Raw genomic sequence first — 20,891 nt, forward strand, 5'->3', positions numbered from 1 at the left:
CTTCTCGATGTGCCTTGCCTGCGGTGGCCGTTTGCGGCCCGCCGTGGCCCCTTTTTGCCCTGAATACGCAAACGCATGCGCCGAACATACACCGAGCATACGCCAATGACCAATACCCATTCGCCTCATCCCGCCGCGCCCGCCACCGATGCCATCGATCCAGCCTGGGTCGGTGAACTCGACCATGCGCTGCCGTCCGCCAATGTGCCGACGCTGCTGATGATGCTGCTGCATCTGACGGGCGACCGGCGCTGGCTGTCCGAGCGCTACCAGTGCACGCATATCCGTGGCATCGACGATCACGATACGGGAGGACTGGCGTCCGAGGTGCAGCAGGAAGTGCGTGACGCCGCGCGCGAAGCGGTGCTAGCGTGGAAGGCGGGCCAGCCGGCCGCGCTGCCGTTGCCTGAACTCGAGGAACTGATCGAGATGATGCGCCGCAGTGTCGGCGAGGACGTGCCCGATGCCTACGGTCCGATGGTCGGCGCTTGGCTCGGTGGCGATCCCGCGTTTCGCATCGATCAGCGCGACGAATATCGCGTACCGGAAGGCTTCCACGTGGTCGTGATCGGCGCGGGCGTTGCGGGGCTTTGTGCATCGATCCGCCTGCAGGGGGCCGGCATTCCGCATACGGTCATCGAGAAGAATGCCGAGGTGGGCGGCACCTGGTACGAGAACCGCTATCCGGGCGCGGGCGTCGATACGCCGAACCATATCTATTCCTACTCGTTCGCCAAGGCCGACTGGACGCGCTACTTCGCGCTGCGCGAGGAGATCCAGGCGTACTTCGTTGACGTGTCGCACCGCTTCGGCGTGCGAGAGCACATGCGCTTCGTCACGAAGGTCGATGCGGCGACGTACAACGAGGGCAGCATGGACTGGACCGTGCGCGTCTCCGATGCCGAGGGCAATGCCGACGTGATTCGCGCCGATGTCGTCATCAGCGCGGTGGGCCTGCTCAACGTGCCGAAGATGCCTTCGATTCCCGGTCTGGATACGTTCGACGGGCCGTGCTTTCACAGCGCGCGCTGGCCAGAAGGCCTCGACGTGAAGAGCAAGCGCGTGGCGATCATCGGCAACGGTGCCAGTGCGATGCAGATCGTGCCAGCGATCGCACCGATCGTTTCTCAGCTGACGGTCTTCCAGCGCTCGAAACAATGGGCGGCGCCTTTCGATCGTTTCCAGAAGCCCGTGCCCGCCGCCGCGCGCTTCCTGCTGAAAGAGTTACCGTATTACCAGCCGTGGTATCGCCAGCGTCTGGCGTGGATCTTCAACGATCGCATCCATGCGTCGCTACAGGTCGATCCCGAATGGCCGCATCCCGAGCGCGCGATCAACCGCCGCAACGACAAGCACCGCGAGTTCTTCGTCGCGTATATGCGGCAGGAACTTGGTGAGCGCCAGGACCTGCTGCCCGACGTGCTGCCCGACTATCCGCCGTTCGGCAAGCGCATGCTGATGGACAACGGCTGGTTCCGCACCGCGACGCGAGAGAACGTGTGCATCGTCAACGACGGCATCGCTCGCGTTGAACGCGACGCTGTGATTACCACCGATGGCCGGCGTCATGAGGCCGACGTCCTGGTGGTCTGCACGGGCTTCGACGCGGTGAACCTGCTGTCATCGTTCCACCTGCATGGGCGCGGCGGCCGCAACGTACGCGAGCACTGGGACGCGCAGGGCGCGCAGGCGTATCTCGGTGTGGCCACGCCCGGCTTCCCCAACTTTTTTATGCTCGCCGGCCCGAACACCGCGCTCGGCCACGGCGGCAGCGTCGTCGCGCTGCTCGAGACGCAGGTGCAGTACGTGATGTCGCTGCTCAAGGCCGCGTTGAACGCGCATGAAGGGCGCTTCGAAATCGAGGTGCGGCAGGACGTGCACGATGCCTACAATCAGCGCGTGCAGGATGCGCACGCGCGCATGATCTGGACGCACAAGGGCATGTCAAACTGGTACCGCAATGCGCGGGGCCGCGTGGTGGCGCCGACGCCGTTCCGCAACGACGACTACTGGCACATGACGCGTAACTCGGGCCTCGCCGACTACAACGTGCGGGATGGCAGCCGTGTCGCGCAGGCACGTGACGCGCAGAAGGAGGGGGCCGCATCATGCAAATGACAGCCGGTCCCGGCCCGCATCTGCTGAGTGGGCTCCGTATTCTCGATCTAGGCACGATGGTCGCCGGTCCCGTGGCGGCGACGCTGTTCGGTGATTTCGGCGCGGAGGTCATCAAGGTCGAGGTGCCGCGCCGCGGCGACACCGTGCGCGATCTCGGTCCGTTCGTCGAGGGCCGCTGCCTGTACTGGAGCGTGGAGAACCGTAACAAAAAATCGATCACGCTCGACCTGCGCAAGCCGGAGGGGCGTGAGCTGTTGCTCGATCTCGTCGCGCATGCCGATGCGGTAGTCGAGAACTTTCGGCCGGGTACGCTGGAGAAGTGGGGCTGCGGATGGGACGTGCTCAAGGCGCGCAATCCGCAATTGATCATGTTGCGCATCTCGGGCTTCGGCCAGACGGGTCCGTATCGCGAGCGTGCCGGGTATGACCGCATTGCGCTGGCGTTCGGCGGGCTGATGGGGATTACCGGCTTTCCGGATCGTCCGCCGGTGCGCATCGGAACGTCGATCGCCGATTACCAGTCGGCGATCCTTGGAGCGTTCGCCTTGATGATGGCGATCTACCATCGCGACATGCATGGCGGCGAGGGGCAGCAGATCGACCTTGCCATGTATGAATCCATTATCCGGTTCACCGAGGTCTTGGTGCCCGCATACGACCGACTGGGAACCGTGCGCGAGCGTCGCGGCAACAAGCACTTCGCCGCCGCACCGGGCGAGCATTTCCGCACTGCCGATGGCCGCTACATGATCCTGACGGTGTCCGCCGATGCGGGCTTCCAGCGGCTCGCGCAGGCAATGGGCCGCAGAGACTGGCTCGAGGATCCGCGCTATGCCACGCACGAACAGCGCTGGCGGCACGTCGATGAACTGAACACAGCGCTGGCCGCCTGGATCGAAGCACAGCCGGTCGATGAACTCTGCGCCATTCTCGACGACGCCAAGCTTGCGTATTCGTTCATCTACAGCATCGAGGACATCATGAACGATCCGCACTATCAAGCGCGCGGGACCATCGCGTCGGTGCCGGATCCGCATATCGGTCCGGTGAAGATGGCGGGCGTGGTGCCGAAGTTTCCCGATCGTGCCGAGAAGCCGATCGAACCGGCGCCGGACCTGGGGCAGCATAACGGCGAGATCTATGGGGAGCTGCTCGGCCTGTCGCCCGAGCGCCTGGCGGCGCTGAACGACGCGGGGGTCATATGAACCGCGTGGTCGTGCTCGGCGGCGGCGGCGTGGCCGGCATTGCGTGGGCCACGGGGATTGCCGCGGGGCTCTTGCGGGCGGGGGTCGATATCGGCGAGGCCGACGCGTTTGTGGGGACCTCTGCCGGCTCGGTGGTCGGGGCACAGATTGCGTCCGGCGTTCCCATCGAAGCGCTGGTCGCGCAACAGCTGGCGCCGCGTGGCGATTCGCGCGAGCAGGCGCGGCCGTATTCGCAGGCGGAAGCCGATGCGAGCAATCGCAGGCTGATGGACAAGGTTGGCGGCGACCTCGATGTTGCGCGCCGGCGGATTGGCGCGTTCGCGTTACGCAGCGAGACCGTGCCCCTTTACGTGCGGCGCGAGATCGTCGCCGCGCGGTTGCCGCGCACGACATGGCCGGAGCGCACGCTGCGCGTCGTGGCGGTCGATACGGAGACCGGCGCCCATGTGGTGTTCGATGCGGAGAGCGGTGTCGACTTCGTCGACGCGATTGCGGCGAGTTGCGCGGTGCCCGGGGCATGGCCCGCCGTGCCGATCGGCTCACGGGTGTACATGGATGGCGGAATTCGCTCGCTGACGAACGCGGATCTTGCGCCCGCGGCGCGGCATGTGCTCGTGATTGCGCCGCTCGGCTATGCCGACGGGAATCCGGTCAGCGGCCATCTGCGCGCCGAGGTCGGGATGCTGTGCGCGCGCGGGGCGAGCGTGTCGTTGGTCGTGCCCGATGCGGCATCGCTCGATGCGATGACCGACAACGTGCTCGATCCCTCGCGTTGCGTGCCGAGCGCGCGGGCGGGATTGGCGCAGGCCGCGCGCATGGCGACGGAGATCGCCGCAGCGTGGCATGGCTAGGGCAGGGAAAGATGCGGTGCCTATAACGAGAGGAGACATGCCATGCAACCATCGAGACGCCGCTTCGTGCGGCAAGCGCTGGGAGGATCGTTCGCGGCGGCGTTTGCGCTGCCGCTGACCCGACTGGCGCACGCGCAGGCGGCGCTGGGTGCCGCCGCACACGCATTGCCCGCGAACGCGGCGGGGACCTTGCCGGACGGATGGCCAGCGCAACCGATCAAGGTGGTCGTGCCATTCCCACCGGGCGGCTCCACCGACATTCTCGGACGCTTCGTCGCCGAGCATCTGCAGAGAATGCTCGGCAAGCCTGTGATGGTCGAAAACCTGCCCGGCGCGACGGGCACCATCGGCGTGGCGTCCGTCGCGCGCGCGAACCCCGATGGCTATACGCTGCTGATGGGTTCCGTTGGCACGATGGTGACGAATCATTTCGCGTACGACAAGTTGCCGTTCACGATGGACTCGATCGCGCCCGTGATCAACCTCGCGGAGACGCCTAACGTACTGATGGTGCGGCCCTCGCTCGACGTCGGTTCGCCGGCCGCACTGATCGCGCTGATGAAGGCGAAGGGCGGTAGCTTCCACTACGGCAGTTCCGGCGTGGCATCCAGTGCGCAGATCAGTTGTGAGGTGTTCAAGCAGCGCGCCGGCGTGCAGGCTGTGCACGTGCCGTACAAGGGCGGCTCGCAGATGCTGACCGATCTTATCGCCGGCAATATCGACTTTACGATCGATCAGATCTCTTCGGCCCTCAAGCTGATTCAGGCGGGCCGTGTCAGGGCGCTTGCCGTGACATCCGCGAAGCGTTCGCCGTTGCTGCCCGACCTGCCGACGTTGTCCGAGACCATGCCGGGATTCGTGATGTCGCCGTGGTTCTGTGTGGGCGCGCCCGCCAATACGCCTGGGCCGGTCGTCTCGCGGCTCAATGCGCTGCTTAACGACATGCTGGCCGACAAGGCCATCGTGGCGAAGATGGAGGCATACGGCATTGTGCCCGTCGGTGGGACACCCGGCGATCTTGCCGCATTGATCCGCAGGGAGTCCGCGCAGATGCAGGAGCTTTCCACCCGCGTGCAGTTCAAGACCGCCTGACGACCATGACGACTCACGAGCAATACACGCCGGAACGTATCGTTTCCCGCATGCAGATCCAGGACCTGATGTTTCGTTGGTGCCGCGCCGTCGACCGGCTCGACCGGCAAGGCATGCTGGACATTTTCTGGCCCGGGGCGATCGACAGCCATGGGCCTTATATCGGCCCCGCGGAAGGTCTTGTGGAATGGATTCTGGTGCGGCATCGGCCGATCGCGACGTCGAGCCACTTCATCGGCAACATGCTGATCGAGTTCGCGAGCGACAATGTGGCGCTGGTGGAGACGTACGTGCGCACGATCCAGCAGTATCCGGCCGAAGCCAAGCAGCAGCTGGCGCAGCTGACGGGGGGCGCGGCGGGGGACATGGACTTGCCGATGGACATGTTCACGTCGTCGCGCTACCTCGATCGGATGGAGCGCCGCGAGGGGACGTGGCGCATCGCGCATCGTGACCTGATCCAGGACTGGAAGCAGATCGTCGATGTGAAATACCGCGCCCTCGTGCCGGGCGACGGATGGATCATCGGCCGCCGCGATGGCGAGGATCAGGTGCAGACCGAGCGGCGGCGGCTCGGTATTGCATAAAGACGCGACGAGGCTTATTGCTCCCCGAGCGACAAGCCGGCGGGCTTGCGGCGCGCCGTCACCTGAACCAGCACCAGCACCAGTCCCGCCGTGGCGATGAGCGCGCCGACGATGGGCACCGCGCTGTAGCCCAAGCCCGCCGAGATTGCCCAGCCACCGGCGGCGGCGCCGAGCGCGTTGCCGAGGTTGAATGCGCCGACGTTGACGGACGATGCGAGGCCCGGTGCTTCCACGGCCGCGCGCATCACCCGCATTTGCAGCGGCGGGACCACCGCGAACGTCGCGAGACCCCATACCAGCAGTGCGATGGCGGCGCCGGCGTGCGACTTCGCCAGTAGCGGGAAGGCCAGCATCACCACGATCAGCAGGATCAGGAAGCCGATCAGGCTGCCATCGAGGGAGCGGTCGGCAAGCTTGCCGCCGGCGGCATTGCCGATGGTGAAGCCGAGGCCGATCAGCACGAGCATCGCGGTGATGAAGCCAGACGATGCGCCAGTCAGGTCCGAGAGCGTGGGGGCGATATAGGTGTAGAGCGTGAACATCGCGCCCGCGCCGAGCACGGTGGTCGCCAGCGCGCCGAGCACGACCGGGCGGGTCAGCACGGCGAGTTCCTTGCGCACGTCGGGACGCTGGCCGGCACTGCCCTTAGGCAATGCCAGCCACAGCGCGGCCATCGCGAGCACGCCCAGGCCGGCGGTGGCGGCGAACGACATGCGCCAGCCGATCACGTTACCGAGCCACGTCGCTGCCGGCACGCCGCCGACGTTGGCGATCGTCAGGCCCATGAACATCGTCGCCACGGCGCTTGCCTGCTTCTCGCGCGGGACGACGCTCGCCGCGACGAGCGAGCCGAGGCCGAAGAAGGCGCCATGGTTCATGCTGGTCACGAGGCGCGCGAGCAGCAGCATCGTGTAGTCGGTGGAGATGGCCGACAGCAGGTTGCCGATCGTGAAGATGCTCATCAGTACGATCAGCGCGGTGCGGCGCGACCAGCGCGATAGCGCGAGCGTCATCAGCGGCGCGCCGACCATCACGCCGATGGCATACGCGCTGATCAGCATGCCAGCGGTCGGAATCGAGACGTTCACGCCCGCGGCAATGGTGGGCAGGAGGCCCATCGGCGAGAACTCGGTGGTGCCGATGCCAAACGCGCCCACGGCGAGCGCGAGCAAGGGCAGCGCGGCGCTGCCGTTGCGCTCGGACGGTGCGATTGGGGGATTGGACGGTGTCATGCCGGCGCTCCGGAATATGCAATAAGCCGGATTGTGCGGCGCATCATCGTTGGGAAAAAGGCGATTCGGTGGGAAAGCTTGTTGACGCGGGATCAATAATCGGACGGCGGATGCCTCAAACATCCGCCTCCGAGACCACTTCCACCCGATCGCGATCGACCTTCGCGCGGTAGAGCGCCTTGTCCACGGCACGCAGGGCCGCCTCGAAGTCGGGGGTGGCGACGGTGGCATGGCTGTCCGCGAGGCCCGCGCTGAATTCGAGGTGGAAGGGGAGCGCCGGCGTGAGCGGCAGCGACTTCAGGTTGTCGCGCAGACGCGCGAGGAATCGTTCGGCCTGCCCGATGTCCGTGCGCGGGAGCAGCAGCAGGAATTCCTCACCGCCCCAGCGCACGAAGACGTCCGATTGACGCTTGAGGCGGGTCACGGTATCCGCGAATCTCTGGAGCGCCGCGTCCCCGGCCGAATGGCCGTACTGGTCGTTGATGCGCTTGAAGTTGTCGAGGTCCACCATCGCGATGGCGATCGGATGCCGCTCGGCGCTCGCGCGCGCCCACGCGTCATTGAGGATCGACGCGGCGCCGCGGCGGTTGAGCGCGCCCGTCAGCGAATCGGTGATGCTCAGCTGCACGATGCGCAGGCGCAGTTGCTCCTGCAACGCTAGCGCATAGCTCAGCGTGAACAGGAACGAGACGATGACGTCCATCATCAGCGCCGGCACCGTCGGCAGGAACACGTGCTCGAATGCCTGCGGCGGCAGCGGATGCCGCGCGAGCATGGGCGCGGACCACGCGTGATAGACGACGATGACGACCTGCCCCGCCAGCAGTCCCAGTGCGCCGCGATACCGTCGCGCGAGCCGCAGCGTGAGGCCGATCTGAATGACGATCGTCACGACCATGAACAGCGAGTGCCAGGGCAGCGCATAACCCGCCCGCACGGCCATCGGCGCGCCGCAGGCGTAGATCAGCGGCAGCGCGACACCGAGCCGTTTCAGCAAGGTCCCGCTTGGCTGGCCCTCGCCAGATGGGGCATCGAGCTGGAGCAACGCCAGCGTGTGGGCGCCCACTGCCGCCAGCAGCAGCGTCGTGCCGGCGACGAAGGCCGCAAGGGGCGTCATCACCGGCATCCATTCCAACGCGCCCTGCGGCACGCCGGGCTGCAGCATGGCGGCGATGCGATAGGCCGCGAGCAGCAGATCGCCCGCGATCCACCAGTGCAGCGACGCATTGTCCTTGCCAAGGCCGACATAGGACAGGCACAGCAACAGCGTCGTCATGAGCCCGAACGGCGTGATGATCAGAAGCAGCGTGACGGGATCGTGAAAGGACATGTCGGGCGTGAGGATGCCGCGGGGCAAAACGCGCCCGGAATTAGCGGGCGGGAACGGATACCGCGCAGTCTAGCGTATCGACAGTGACACCTATTGTTGTGGCCGACTGCCAATTGATGTCACCTCGCTGGCCATTTTGTGGCATGGGCCAGGCGAGGGGGCTGCGTGCCTTTCGGCAGATTCCGTTCGTTCCCAGATCCCCCTTTAGTTGGATACGCCAATTCGCAGGAATATGCCGCGATCTTCAGCCCGCTGCGAAGGCATCGCGACGATAACGAAGGTAACCGCACCAACCGAAAATGGCAGGCACGATGCTTGCGGTACAGGCTGTCACATCGATAACGACAACAACACTAACAAAAAGGGTCAGGGTATGAAGAAGCCAGGCATTTCAGGCGGGAATCCGCTGACGTGGAACATACCAGCATAACGGGCGAGATCGGGGTCTTGTATCTACCCACCATGTAGCGCGTTCGTTCGCAGTTTCCGGTTCCACGGCACCTGACGGGTGCCGCTCATCCAACAGTTCCGTATCCGTATGGATCGCCCTCCGGCGCGTCCAGGGATTCCTGTTGTCTGCAGTGTGTTGAACCCGCCAGCGGCCGCATGCCTGGCCGCGGGCATTCGATAACAACAAAGAAGGTCAGATAAACCATGCAATTTCCCGTCCCCAAACGCGGTACGGGCGCGGTTGCCGCGCTTGCCGCCTCCCTGATCGCCGCGTCGATCGTCACCGCTTGCGGTGGCGGCGGCAGCGATGGCGCTGCCGCGCCAGCCGGCAGCAACAACGCCAGCAACTCGACGCCCGTGCAACCCGCATCGGGCTATGCGCCGCTGTACGACGCCACGACGCAGGCGATGGAGCAGATTCAGTACCGCGAGGCCGACGGCACGCTCGTGACACTAGTGGGCATGCGGCCCACGGAGCGTCACGCCCGTGAGCGCGGGGAGGCATGGGACGCGCCGGACGCGGGTCCGGGCCGTTACCTCACGTTCCCGACGTTCTACTTCCAGAACCGCACGTTCGGCCTGGAGATCCGCGACGAAGTCCCGGCCGGCCGACAGAAGATCTCGTTCTACCTGCGCGTGAACCAGGGCATTTTCGACGGCACGACGTTCAGCCTGTTCCGCAATATCCAGAATCCGGAAGTGCGCGACTACGGCTGGTCGCTGAACTACGGCTTCAACAACCCGACGCAGGGTGGACTGCCGATCTGTATCGAGGGGCAGCCCAAAGAGAACTGCATGATGACGGTCGACTCGAACTGGCGCACCGACCCGCACAGCCAGCTCCGCATCGGCGACAAGATTGAACTCGCGCCGGCGCCTCGTCTGAAGCGCGATCCCGTGGTCGATGGGGGTGGCAGCCGCTACTACTCGTTCGAGCAGCTCTACGTGGTGGGCCAGGGCATGAAGCCGTGGTACGGCATCGTGCCGAACCTCGACTCTGAACCGCTGCCCGACGACACGCTGCTGGGCGGGCAGGCGAGCCTCTCGTACAACTACTCCGAGGAACCGATGCGCGTGTTCCAGCAGATGTCGAACAACATCGGCATCGCGAACACGCAGCGCTTCGTGGAAGGGCGCCGGCTGTTCCATACGTCTTTCCTCGATGGCAAGCACTCGGAGCATGACGCGGACAACCCCGTGTTCTCGGCCCACATCGGCCAGCTTGGCCCGCGCTACAACCAGCCGCGCTGCATCCAGTGCCACACGAACAATGGCCGCAGCATCTCGCCGGGCATCGGCGTGAAGCTCGACACGATGTCGGTGCTCACCGCGGCCGCCGATGGCAAGGCCGATCCCACGTATGGCTGGAACGTCCAGCAGCATGCGCAGGATGGCGGGGCCCCGCAGTACGACGTCAGCATCAAGTCGTACGAGACAACGGTACGCACGCTGCCGGACGGCGAGAAGGTGGAGCTGGTCAAGCCCGTCTATGCGTTCAAGGGCCCGACCCCGGCGCAATTCTCGGCACGCCAGGCCGCGCAGGTGATCGGCATGGGCCTGCTGGAAGCGCTCGACGAGAAGACTATCCTCGCGCTCGCGGATCCGGACGATGTGAACGGCGACGGCGTGCGCGGCGTGCCGAACTGGGTGATCGACCCGGAAACGGGCAAGACCCACCTGGGCCGCTTCGGCTGGAAGGCATCGAAGGGAAGCATCCGCCATCAGGCCGGCGACGCGCTGAGCAAGGACATGGGCGTGACCTCGCCGGTGTTCCCGACGCGCGGCTGCCAGATGGGCGCGGCCGACTGCCGCCAGACCACGGCCGCCACGTCGATCTCGGAAACGGAAATCGAACGCCTGACGAGCTACCTCTCGCTGATCGCGGTGCCCGCCCAGCGCAGCCTGCGCAGCGGCTTCCCGGCCGGCGTGCGCGTGTCGCCCGAGCATGACGTGAATCCGGACCTCATCGCCCGCGGCAGCGTGCTGTTCACGCAGTCCCGCTGCGTGGCCTGCCACACCGCGACGCTCAAGACCGGCAGCAACCATCCGTTCGTGGAATTGCGCGACCAGACCATCCATCCGTACACGGACCTGCTGCTCCACGACATGGGCCCGGGCCTGAGCGACACGCTGAGCGAGGGCCGTGCCGCGCCGAACCAGTGGCGGACCGCACCGCTGTGGGGCATCGGTTCGCTGCGCTTCGTGCAGGGCAATGCCGATCAAAGCGTGCGATTGCTGCATGACGGCCGCGCCCGCAACATGGTCGAGGCCATCCTGTGGCACGGTGGCGAGGCCAACGACGCGCGCACGCGCTTCGAAGCGCTGCCCAGGAACGACCGCGACGCGATCGTGGCCTTCCTGCAGTCGCTTTGATGGGCGCCGCGTCGCCTTAACGCTTTCTCTCCGCTTTCTCTCCCCGAGAAACGGCGCGACTTTCCCGCGCCGCCCCTGAGCCGTGCCTTCGGGCACGGCTTTTTTATTGGCGCCGCTGAGGTAACATTCCGCCACCTTAATTCCACTGGCCTCGACCTTTCACGGCTCCCCACCATGGCACCCTCCACCGGTCTCGATGAGTTGGCGTTTCGGCGGATCCTCCGGCGCAATATCACATTGCCACTCGTCGTCGGAGGGGTTACGGCGGCGATCTTCATCGGCCTCGTGCTGTATCTGCTTTCCGCCAACAGCTGGATCGAGCATTCCGAGCGCGTCATCGGCAATACTCAGGAGATCGGCCGCCTCGTCTGGCGCAAGGAAGCCGCGCTGCGCGGGTATGCCATGACTGGCGAGGAGCGCTATGTTCGCGACTACGACCTCGCCCGGCCCATCCTGATGGCGGACGTCGATGCGCTTGCCACGCTCGTGCGCGACAACGCCGCGCAGGTCGAGCGGATGCAGCGCATCAAGGCCTGGCAGCAGCAGTGGGACCGGAAAGCCGACGAGCTCATCGCGCTGCGCCGCCGGGGCGATAACACGCAAGCCGCGGTGCTCGCGGGACGCGGCGAAGCCGAGCGCGATGCGACCAATCGCGAGCTCGACGCCTTTCTCGGCATCGAGCAGACGCTGCGGCTCAATCGCGCGGACTCCGGCAGCCAGTTTGCCCTGGTGACGATCATCGGTTCCGTAGTGGCCAGCGTACTGCTGAGCTTCATCGTCGCGTGGCGCGGGCGCAAGGACCTGGTGCAGCTGTCGGATGCCTATAGCGGCTCGCTCGACGCGCACGAAAGCCAGGCGGCCGTGCTGACGCATCAGGCGTGGCTGCGCGACGGGCAGGTGCGGTTTGGCGCGCAGGTCGTCGGACAGGACTCCCTTGCGCGGCTTGCCCCCGTGGTGCTCGAATTCCTCGCGGGCTATCTCGGCGCGGCCGCGGGCACGCTTTACGTGCTGGTCGGCCGCAATACGCTCGAACGCCGTGGCGCGATCGGCAGGGCGGGCGCGGAGAACGGAGCGGACATGCTGCCGCAGCGGATCCTCGTGAGCGAAACGCTGGTCGGCCGCGCCGTCACGGCCGCGCAGCCGCAGCATATCGACGAGGTGCCGGCCGACTACTGGACCGTCTCCTCGGCGCTGGGCGCGGCGCCGCCGAAGTCGCTGATCGTGGCGCCGATTCGCGCGAATGGCGTGGTGATTGGCGCCATGGAGCTCGCATTCATGGCGCCGCCCGACGCGCGCAGCAAGGAGTTCCTCACGCTGATGAGCGCGACGATCGGCGATGTGGTCGCCGCCGCGCAGCAGCAGGAACGCCTGCAGGAAGCACTGGAGGAAACGCAGCAGCTCAACGAGGAACTGCAGAGCCAGCAGGAAGAGCTGCGTGTGGCCAACGAGCAGCTGGAGCAGCAGACCTCGGCGCTGTCGCAGTCGCGCGCGGTGTTGGCGAACCAGAAGGCCGAGCTCGAGCAGACCAACGAGCAACTGTCCGCGCAGGCGCGCGTGCTCGACGAGAAGAACGAAGTCCTCACGCGCGTGCAGCAGACCCTCGAGGAGAAAGCCGCCGACCTCGAACGCGCGAGCCAGTACAAGTCCGAGTTCCTCGCCAACATGTCGCACGAGCTGCGGACGCCGCTGAACAGTTCGCTGATCCTGTCCAAGCTGCTGGCGGACAACAAGGGCGGCAACCTGACGGGCGAACAGGTGCGCTACGCGCAGACGATCCATTCGGCGGGTAACGACCTGCTGGTGCTGATCAACGACATCCTCGACCTCGCGAAGGTGGAAGCGGGCAAGGTCGAGCTCGTGATCGACACGGTCGCGCTGGAACAGCTCAATGGCAACCTCGTGCGCACGTTCGAACCGCTTGCGCGCCAGAAGCGGCTGACGTTCCAGTGCGCGGTGGCGCCCGACGTGCCGCCGACGATCACGACCGATGGTCACCGGCTGGAGCAGGTGCTGAAGAACCTGCTCTCGAACGCGGTCAAGTTCACGGAGCACGGCGAGGTGTCCGTGCAATGGACCATGGCGGGCCCGGACCGCGTGCGCTGCGCGGTGCTCGACACCGGTATCGGCATCGCGCCGTCGCAGCATGCGCGCGTGTTCGAGGCGTTCCATCAGGCCGATGGCACGACCAGCCGGCAATACGGCGGTACGGGCCTGGGCCTGTCCATCTCGCGCAGCCTTGCCGAATTGCTGGGCGGCGAGATCGCGCTGGAGAGCACGCCGGGCCGGGGTTCCGTCTTCTCCGTTACGCTACCGTTGCATTATGTGGCGCCGGCCGGCGCGGATGCGGATGCGGGTGCGGACGTGGCAGCGGCCGCTGGCCATGATCGCGGCGCGGTGGCGATGCCCGGGCGCGTGGAGACGCCGCCCGTGACAGCAGCCCCGGCGGTGCCCGCCGTGTCCGTCACCGCGCAGCCGTCCGCCGTGGCAGCCTCCCGCACTGCCCAGGCTCAGAAGATGGCCCAGACGGTGGCCCAGGCCAACGAGGCGGATGCGGCAGCCATCGCCGAAGCGCGCACCATCATTCCAGACGACCGCCATGCGCTGAGCGGCGAGCGCCTCGTGCTTGTGATCGAGGACGAGCCGCAGTTTGCGCAGATCCTGCTCGATATCGCGCACGACATGCAGTACCAGTGCATCGTCTGCGGCACCGGCGGCGAAGGCTTCGCGATGGCGCGCGAGTACCAGCCGCAGGCCATCCTGCTCGACCTCGGCCTGCCCGACCGCTCGGGGCTGATGGTGCTGCAGGAGCTCAAGAGCGAGCCGCGCACGCGGCATATCCCCGTGCATGTGGTATCCGCCACGGACCGTGCCGACACCGCGCTGCATCTCGGCGCGGTCGGGTTCGCGGTCAAGCCGACGTCGCGCGACGACCTCGCCAACATCTTCCGCCGCCTGCAGGAGAAGATCGCGCGGCAAGTCAAGCGCGTGCTGCTGGTGGAGGACGACGCGCGCCAGCGCGACAGCGTGGTGAAGCTGATCGGCGACGAGAAGATCGAGATCGTCGCGGTCGAAACTGGCGAACAGGCGCTGCAGCGGCTGCTGACCGAAGTGTTCGACTGCATGATCGTCGATCTCAAGCTGCCCGACATGCAGGGCAGCGAGCTGCTGCGCTCGATGGCGACCACCGAGGCCTGCTCGTTCCCCCCCGTGATCGTCTACACCGGACGCAACCTGTCGCCCGCCGAGGAGCGCGAGCTGCTCAAGTACTCGCAGTCGATCATCATCAAGGGCGCGCGCTCGCCGGAGCGTCTGCTCGACGAGGTCACGCTGTTCCTGCATCAGGTGGAATCGGACCTGCCGGAGGATCGCCGCCACATGCTGCTGGCCGCGCGATCGCGCAGCCGCGAGCTGGAAGGGCGGCGCGTGCTGGTCGTGGACGACGACGTGCGCAACGTGTTCTCGCTGACCAGCGCGCTCGAACACCAGGGCATGCGCGTGGAGATTGGCCGCAATGGCCATGAAGCGCTCGACATCCTTGCGCGCACGCCGGATGTCGATATCGTGCTGATGGACGTGATGATGCCGGGGATGGATGGGCTCGAGGCCATGCGCAGGATTCGCTCGGACCTCAAGCTGAAGAGCCTGCCGATCATCGCGGTGACGGCCAAGGCGATGCAGAAGGACCGGCTGGAATGCCTGGCGGCCGGGGCCAGCGACTACATCGCCAAGCCCGTGGACCTCGACCAGCTGTATTCGCTGCTGCGGGTGTGGGTGCCGAAGGCGATGATCTGACCGATCGAGATCCGATCGATCGCGGCATGGCCTCCGGCTGCGCGACGGTGGGTTACTGCGCCTTCGGAGTGGTATCGGGCGGCAGCTGGTAGCTCCACGTCTCCGTCAGCGGACGGTTGTCGCCGGAGACCAGCGCCGCGCGCAGTTCCACGACCTTCTTCGGGTCCTTGACCTTGAAGCGCAGCGTCAGACGCTGGCCCTTGGTGGCGGGATTCACCTGCAGCACGCGTTCGATCAGTTCCGCGTTGTCGCTCAGGCTGACTTGCGGATTAATCTGGGCGCTCGGCGCGAGGTTCGCCAGCGGCGCGCCTTCGAAGTCGATCAGCAGTCCGATGCTGCCATCGAGATGGCGAATCAGGTTGGCCTGCATGATCTCGCCCGCGGAACGCAGGGTCTGCTTGACCCACGCGACGTCCTTCGGCACGAGGGCGCGTTCGTCCATCGTCCAGTGCATCGTGTAGTTCGCCACCAGCGGCGTGCCCTTCGGCGGCAGTGCGTCGGGCGTCCAGAACGCGACGATGTTGTCGTTGGTCTCGTCCGGCGTGGGGATTTCGACGAGCTCGACCTTGCCCTTGCCCCAATCGCCTTCCGGCACGATCCACGCGCTCGGGCGCAGGTCGTAGCGGTCCTTCAGGTCTTCGTAGGCGGAGAACTCGCGGCCGCGCTGCAGCAGGCCAAAGCCGCGCGGGTTGTTCACCGTGAACTGGCTGATGGCCAGATGGCGTGGATTGTTGAGCGGCCGCCAGAGCCATTCGCCGTCGCCGGTATGGATCGACAGTCCATTGGAGTCATGCAGCGCGGGGCGGAAGTTGTGCGGGTCGCGCATCTGGTTCGGCCCGAACAGGAACATGCTCGTGAGCGGCGCGATGCCGAGCTTGGTCACCTTGTCGCGCATGAACACCCGCGCCTGCACCTTGAGCGTCGAGTCCTCGCCGGGCATCAGCTCGAAGCGATACGCACCGGTCGCGCGTTGCGAGTCGAGCAGCGCGTAGAACACCAGCTTCTTGTCGGTGGGGTTGGGACGCTCGATCCAGAACTCGCGGAAGGCCGGAAACTCCTCGGCAATCGGCAGCCCGGTGTCGATCGCGAGGCCGCGGCTAGAGAGGCCGTACACCTGACCCTTGCCAATCACGCGGAAGTAGCTCGCGCCGAGCACGCTCATGACCTCGTCGAGCTTGTCTGGCCGGTTGACGGGGTACATCACGCGGAAGCCCGCGTAGCCGAGCTTGCTCGTGGCCGAGCGGTCCAGCTTGAGGTCGCCGAAGTCGAACCGCGACATGTCGTAGCGGATCTCCTGCACGTTCTTCCCGACGATCTCGTTGATGCGCACCGGCGAGCTGAACTGCATACCCTGGTGGTAGAAGCCGAGCTTGAAGGGCGTACCCTGATTCTTCCACTCGAGGTTGTCGATGCGCGGCTGGATCTTGATGTAGTCGGCGAACTGCATCTGCTGGAAGGCCGGGGGCAGATTGTTCGCGGGTGCCACGTACGGTTTGTCGGCCAGCGTTTTCGCGCGCGCGGTCACGTCATCGAGCGAGAAGGCGGCCGCGACGCCGCCGTGCAGTAACGCCAACAGGGCGGCGAGGCTGGGCAGGACGGAGCGGGTTCCGGTTCGGGCTTTTAAAGTCGCGGCAAAGGCGGCTAGCAAGACGAATTCCTCCAGTAAGGCGCGTTAGAAAATGTTGCCACAGGTATGTTGCGGTGCAAATCGCTAGTGTATAGACGGTAAACTGCGCGCGTAGTGCCGAAAAAGTAACGTTTTTGCGTGGCGTGCCTGCAACGGCATTCGCCCACTGTAAAAAAGTCCGACAAAGTCGGGCATACGTCAGCCAGCCGTTCGGGCAGAGTCGAGCGCGTCCGCTGACATACAAAACGGAAAACGAATGAGACTGCTCACTTCGCTGGCGCTTGCCGCCAGCCTGCTCTGCACCCCGCCTTTCACCGCTGGCGCTACGGCCGCGCCCGCCGATGCCGCCGCGCCCGCGGCCGTTCCCTCGCTCGCCGAGCGCAACGCGTTCATCGACAACCTGATTGCGCGCATGACACTCGACGAGAAGATCGGACAGCTGCGGCTGATCAGCATCGGCTCGGACATGCCGCAGCCGCAGCTTCGCAAGGAACTCCAGGCCGGCCGCGTGGGCGGCACCTTCAATTCTGTGACGCCGGCCGAGAACCGTCCGTTGCAGGAGGCCGCGGTCAAGAGCCGCCTCGGCATTCCCATCTTCTTCGCGTACGACATCGTGCACGGCCATCGCACGATTTTCCCGATCAGCTTGGGCGTTGCCTCGACCTGGGACATGGGCGCGGTCGAACGCGTCGCGCGCGTGTCGGCGGTGGAGGCCACGGCCGACGGCATCGACATGACCTTCGCGCCGATGGTCGATATCTCGCGCGATCCGCGCTGGGGCCGCACGTCCGAGGGATTTGGCGAAGACCCGTTCCTCGTATCGCAGAGCGCGCGCGCGATGGTGCGCGGCTTTCAGGGCTCGTCGCCCGCGAACCGCGACAGCCTGATGGCGGTGGTCAAGCATTTCGCGCTGTATGGCGCGGTCGAGGGCGGCCGTGACTACAACACGGTAGACATGAGCCCGATGCGGATGTTCCAGGACTATCTGCCGCCGTACAAGGCGGCCATCGACGCTGGCGCGGGCGGCGTGATGATCGCGCTGAACTCGATCAACGGTGAGCCCGCCACGTCGAACAAATGGCTCCTGCGCGATCTGCTGCGCAAGCAGTGGGGCTTCAAGGGGCTGACTGTCAGCGATCATGGCGCCATCGACGAACTGATGCGTCACGGCGTGGCGAAGGACGGCCGCGAGGCCGCGAAGCTCGCGATCGAGGCGGGCGCCGACATGAGCATGCATGACTCGCTCTATCTCGAACAACTGCCGGGGCTCGTGAAGTCGGGCGCGGTGCCACTGAGCGTCGTCGATGAGGCCGTGCGCGAAGTGCTCGGCGCCAAGTACGACCTCGGCCTGTTCGCCGACCCGTACCGCCGCATCGGCCGCGCGGAGAACGATCCGGCCGACGTGGAGGCGGACAGCCGCCTGCATCGCGCGGACGCCCGCGACGTGGCGCGCCGCTCGCTCGTGCTGCTCGAGAACCGCAACCAGACGCTGCCGCTGAAGAAAGGGGGCACGATCGCGGTGGTCGGTCCGCTCGCCGACGCGCCGATCGACATCATGGGCAGCTGGTCCGCGGCGGGCAAGGGCAAGCATTCGGTAACGCTGCTGCAGGGCGTGCGCGATGCGCTGGGCGACCGCGGCCGTGTGCTGCACGCCCATGGCGCCAACCTGACCGACGATCCGCGCGTGGTCGAGTACCTGAACTTCCTGAACTGGGACATGAAGGAACTCGTCCAGGATCCGCGCCCGCTCGGCGACACAATCGCGGAGGCGGTGGCCGCGGCGCGCGCGTCGGACGTCGTCGTCGTCGCCGTGGGCGAGTCGCGCGGCATGTCTCACGAAGCGTCCAGCCGCACGACGCTGACGTTGCCCGGCTCGCAGCAGACGCTCCTCAAGGCGCTGAAGTCCACCGGCAAGCCGATGGTCGTGGTGCTGATGAACGGGCGCCCGCTCACGCTGAACTGGGAGAAGGAGAACGCCGACGCGATGCTGGAGACCTGGTACGCGGGCACGGAGGGCGGCCATGCGATCGCGGACGTGCTGTTCGGCGACTACAACCCGTCGGGCCGGCTGCCGGTCTCGTTCCCGCGCTCGATCGGTCAGATTCCGACCTACTACAACCAGCTGCGCATCGGCCGGCCATTTACGCCGGGCAAACCGGCCAACTACACCTCGCAGTACTTCGAGGAGGCGTCGGGACCGCTGTATCCGTTCGGCTACGGCCTCAGCTACACGCAGTTCTCGGTGTCGGATGTCCGGCTCTCGCAGGACACGATGCGCGCGGGAGACCGGATAGAAGCCAGTGTGACCGTGAAGAACACGGGCTCGCGCGATGGCGAGGTGGTCCTGCAACTGTACCTGCAGGACGTGGCCGCCTCCGTTGTGCGGCCGGTCAAGGAGCTCAAGGACTTCCGCAAGATCCCGCTCAAGGCGGGCGAGTCGCGCGTGGTGTCGTTCCCGATCGACGAGGACAAGCTCAAATTTTTCAATGCGAAGCTCCAGTATGTGGCGGAGCCCGGCGAGTTCAACGTGCAGATCGGACTCGATGCCGAGAACGTCAAACAGAAGGCGTTTGTGCTGCGCTGAGCAGGTGGCGGTGAGTAGGTTGCCGGTTTGCACTACCATGGAAGGACGCCCGCCCAGGAGACTCCTTCCATGCCTCGCCCCGCCCGCAGTCTGGTTGTCGCAGCCTTGTTCGTGACGGCAAGCGGTTTGCTCGCGCCACTGCCCATGCCGTTCCACCACCATTCGCTGGCACAGGGCCCGTCCGCCGGCGACGCGGCCATTAACAACGCGATCTCCAACGCCGTGCGCGAGGGGGAACCGCAGTTCCGGCCCACGCCCAGCCAGCCGCCATCGCGCGACGCCGAATGCGATTCGCTCGCGGCCCAGATTGGCGACTTGCCGCGCCGCAGCTACCGGCCATCGGGGCAGAGCGTCGAGAACAGCCAGGGCACCGATATCCCCACGGTCGAGCGCGACCGGACGCGTCGGCAACTTCAGCGCGTCTATAGCGAGAAGTGCGCCGAGCATAGTTGACGGGCGCGTCCCGCGCCTGCCGCCCGGATTCGGTCCTCAAGTCTTCGTAACCGCCCGTCCATGGCGCATGCGTCCGCGCCGGGATTCGGTTTTGCCCCGATATGGCGCATTTGTTTCACTGATGATGTGAAAAAAACCATCTGTTTCATGGTAATCCATGATGGAACGTTTGTTGCTCACCGGATATCGTTGCAACATTCGACTCATAGGAGCGTCACCATGAAACACCCCCGACTCGCCCGCGCCGCGGCGGTCCTGGCTTTCGCCACGCTGCCGCTGGCCGCGTCCGCCGCCGATGTCGCGGCCAGTCCCACGCTGAGCAAGATCAAGTCAGCCGGCGTGATCTCGATCGGCCACCGGACGTCGTCCATCCCGTTCTCGTACTACGACGCCAATCAGAAGGTCATCGGCTTCTCGCAGGACATCTGCGACCGCGTGATCGAGGCCGTGAAGAAGGAGGCGGGCGTGCCGAAGCTGGAAGTGCGCATGGTGCCGGTGACGTCGCAGAACCGCATCTCGCTCGTGCAGAACGGCACGGTGGACCTCGAGTGCGGCGTGACGACCAACCTGAAGGCGCGCCAGCAGCAGGTGGCGTTTTCCACCACGTTCTTCGTGGCGGGCACGCGCCTGCTCGTCAGGAAGAACAGCACGATCCGCGACTTCGGCGATCTGTCGGGCAAGGCCGTGGTGACCAATGCGGGCACGACGTCGGAACGCATCCTGCGGCGGCTCAACGACGAGAAGGGTGCCAATATCACGATCCAGAGCGCCAAGGACTACGGCGAGTCTTTCCTGATCCTCCAGTCGGGCCGCGTGGCCGCGTTCATGATGGACGACGTGCTGCTGTCGGGCGCGCGCACGCTGGCGCCGAATCCGTCGGACTGGGCCGTCGTCGGCACGCCGCAATCGTTTGAAGCCTACGCGTTCATGATGCGCAAGGACGATCCGGGCTTCAAGCAGGTGGTCGATGGCGCTATCACGTCGCTGATGAAGAGCGGCGAGATCGATACGCTCTATGCCAAGTGGTTCGCGAAGCCGGTGCCGCCGAAGAACATCAGCTTCGACCTGCCGGTCAGCGAGCCGCTGAAGCGCGCGTATGCGAACCCGAACGACGAGGCATTCGAGTAAGGTCAGCGGGTAAGGCGGTCGGCAGAGCGGAAGTGCCGACGGTGGTACGCTAGCTGCTTCATCGCAGCC

The 20,891-nt window shown here is 65.9% G+C and carries 13 protein-coding genes; 10 read left to right on the plus strand and 3 right to left on the minus strand.

The window, feature by feature from the left end:
• Positions 1 to 105 precede the first annotated feature (105 nt).
• Genes KHP16_RS01380 through KHP16_RS01400 form a run of 5 tightly spaced genes read left to right on the plus strand, consistent with a single transcriptional unit; the run spans position 106 to position 5,853 of the window.
• Complete coding sequence (locus KHP16_RS01380) at positions 106 to 2,118, plus strand: flavin-containing monooxygenase (protein WP_109582146.1); 2,013 nt, start codon at positions 106 to 108, stop codon at positions 2,116 to 2,118.
• Entirely contained in the window at positions 2,109 to 3,323 is a 1,215-nt protein-coding gene (locus tag KHP16_RS01385) for a CaiB/BaiF CoA transferase family protein (RefSeq protein ID WP_109582145.1), read from the plus strand. Before KHP16_RS01380 ends, KHP16_RS01385 begins: the two co-directional genes overlap by 10 nt.
• Positions 3,320 to 4,174: a patatin-like phospholipase family protein gene (locus KHP16_RS01390; RefSeq protein ID WP_109582144.1), complete on the plus strand. Its 855-nt coding sequence runs from the start codon at positions 3,320 to 3,322 to the stop codon at positions 4,172 to 4,174. Before KHP16_RS01385 ends, KHP16_RS01390 begins: the two co-directional genes overlap by 4 nt.
• Before the next feature lie 42 nt (positions 4,175 to 4,216).
• The gene (locus KHP16_RS01395; RefSeq protein WP_109582143.1) at positions 4,217 to 5,266 is read left to right on the plus strand and encodes a Bug family tripartite tricarboxylate transporter substrate binding protein; all 1,050 of its coding nucleotides are present in this window, start codon (positions 4,217 to 4,219) and stop codon (positions 5,264 to 5,266) included.
• 5 nt (positions 5,267 to 5,271) lie between these two features.
• Positions 5,272 to 5,853, plus strand: coding sequence for a nuclear transport factor 2 family protein (locus tag KHP16_RS01400; protein ID WP_109582142.1), 582 nt, complete (start codon positions 5,272 to 5,274; stop codon positions 5,851 to 5,853).
• A gap of 14 nt (positions 5,854 to 5,867) precedes the next feature.
• Here KHP16_RS01400 and KHP16_RS01405 read toward each other — a convergent pair whose 3' ends face one another.
• Both KHP16_RS01405 and KHP16_RS01410 read right to left on the minus strand, forming a co-directional pair.
• Complete coding sequence (locus tag KHP16_RS01405; protein WP_109582141.1) at positions 5,868 to 7,085, minus strand: MFS transporter; 1,218 nt, start codon at positions 7,083 to 7,085, stop codon at positions 5,868 to 5,870.
• A gap of 115 nt (positions 7,086 to 7,200) precedes the next feature.
• Positions 7,201 to 8,415: a GGDEF domain-containing protein gene (locus KHP16_RS01410; RefSeq protein WP_211959463.1), complete on the minus strand. Its 1,215-nt coding sequence runs from the start codon at positions 8,413 to 8,415 to the stop codon at positions 7,201 to 7,203.
• A gap of 654 nt (positions 8,416 to 9,069) precedes the next feature.
• Between KHP16_RS01410 and KHP16_RS01415 the strand changes: the two genes are divergently transcribed.
• Both KHP16_RS01415 and KHP16_RS01420 read left to right on the plus strand, forming a co-directional pair.
• On the plus strand, positions 9,070 to 11,238 hold the full coding sequence (locus tag KHP16_RS01415) for a di-heme oxidoreductase family protein (protein ID WP_211959464.1): 2,169 nt from the start codon (positions 9,070 to 9,072) through the stop codon (positions 11,236 to 11,238).
• Between the two features lie 174 nt (positions 11,239 to 11,412).
• Complete coding sequence (locus tag KHP16_RS01420; protein ID WP_211959465.1) at positions 11,413 to 15,030, plus strand: response regulator; 3,618 nt, start codon at positions 11,413 to 11,415, stop codon at positions 15,028 to 15,030.
• A 52-nt stretch (positions 15,031 to 15,082) separates the two neighbouring features.
• Here the strand turns inward: KHP16_RS01420 and KHP16_RS01425 are convergent, their stop codons facing one another.
• Positions 15,083 to 16,603: a glucan biosynthesis protein G gene (locus tag KHP16_RS01425; protein ID WP_346772437.1), complete on the minus strand. Its 1,521-nt coding sequence runs from the start codon at positions 16,601 to 16,603 to the stop codon at positions 15,083 to 15,085.
• A gap of 310 nt (positions 16,604 to 16,913) precedes the next feature.
• On the opposite strand from KHP16_RS01425, the gene bglX reads away from it, so the two are divergent.
• From bglX to KHP16_RS01440, 3 genes are all read left to right on the plus strand, one after another.
• Positions 16,914 to 19,241, plus strand: coding sequence for a beta-glucosidase BglX (bglX, locus tag KHP16_RS01430; protein WP_211959466.1), 2,328 nt, complete (start codon positions 16,914 to 16,916; stop codon positions 19,239 to 19,241).
• 69 nt (positions 19,242 to 19,310) lie between these two features.
• Entirely contained in the window at positions 19,311 to 19,694 is a 384-nt protein-coding gene (locus KHP16_RS01435; RefSeq protein WP_179592734.1) for a hypothetical protein, read from the plus strand.
• A 219-nt stretch (positions 19,695 to 19,913) separates the two neighbouring features.
• Entirely contained in the window at positions 19,914 to 20,822 is a 909-nt protein-coding gene (locus KHP16_RS01440) for a glutamate/aspartate ABC transporter substrate-binding protein (RefSeq protein WP_211959467.1), read from the plus strand.
• Positions 20,823 to 20,891 lie beyond the last annotated feature (69 nt).

Origin of the sequence: Cupriavidus plantarum (assembly GCF_905397285.1) — a bacterium.
Lineage (GTDB): Bacteria > Pseudomonadota > Gammaproteobacteria > Burkholderiales > Burkholderiaceae > Cupriavidus > Cupriavidus plantarum.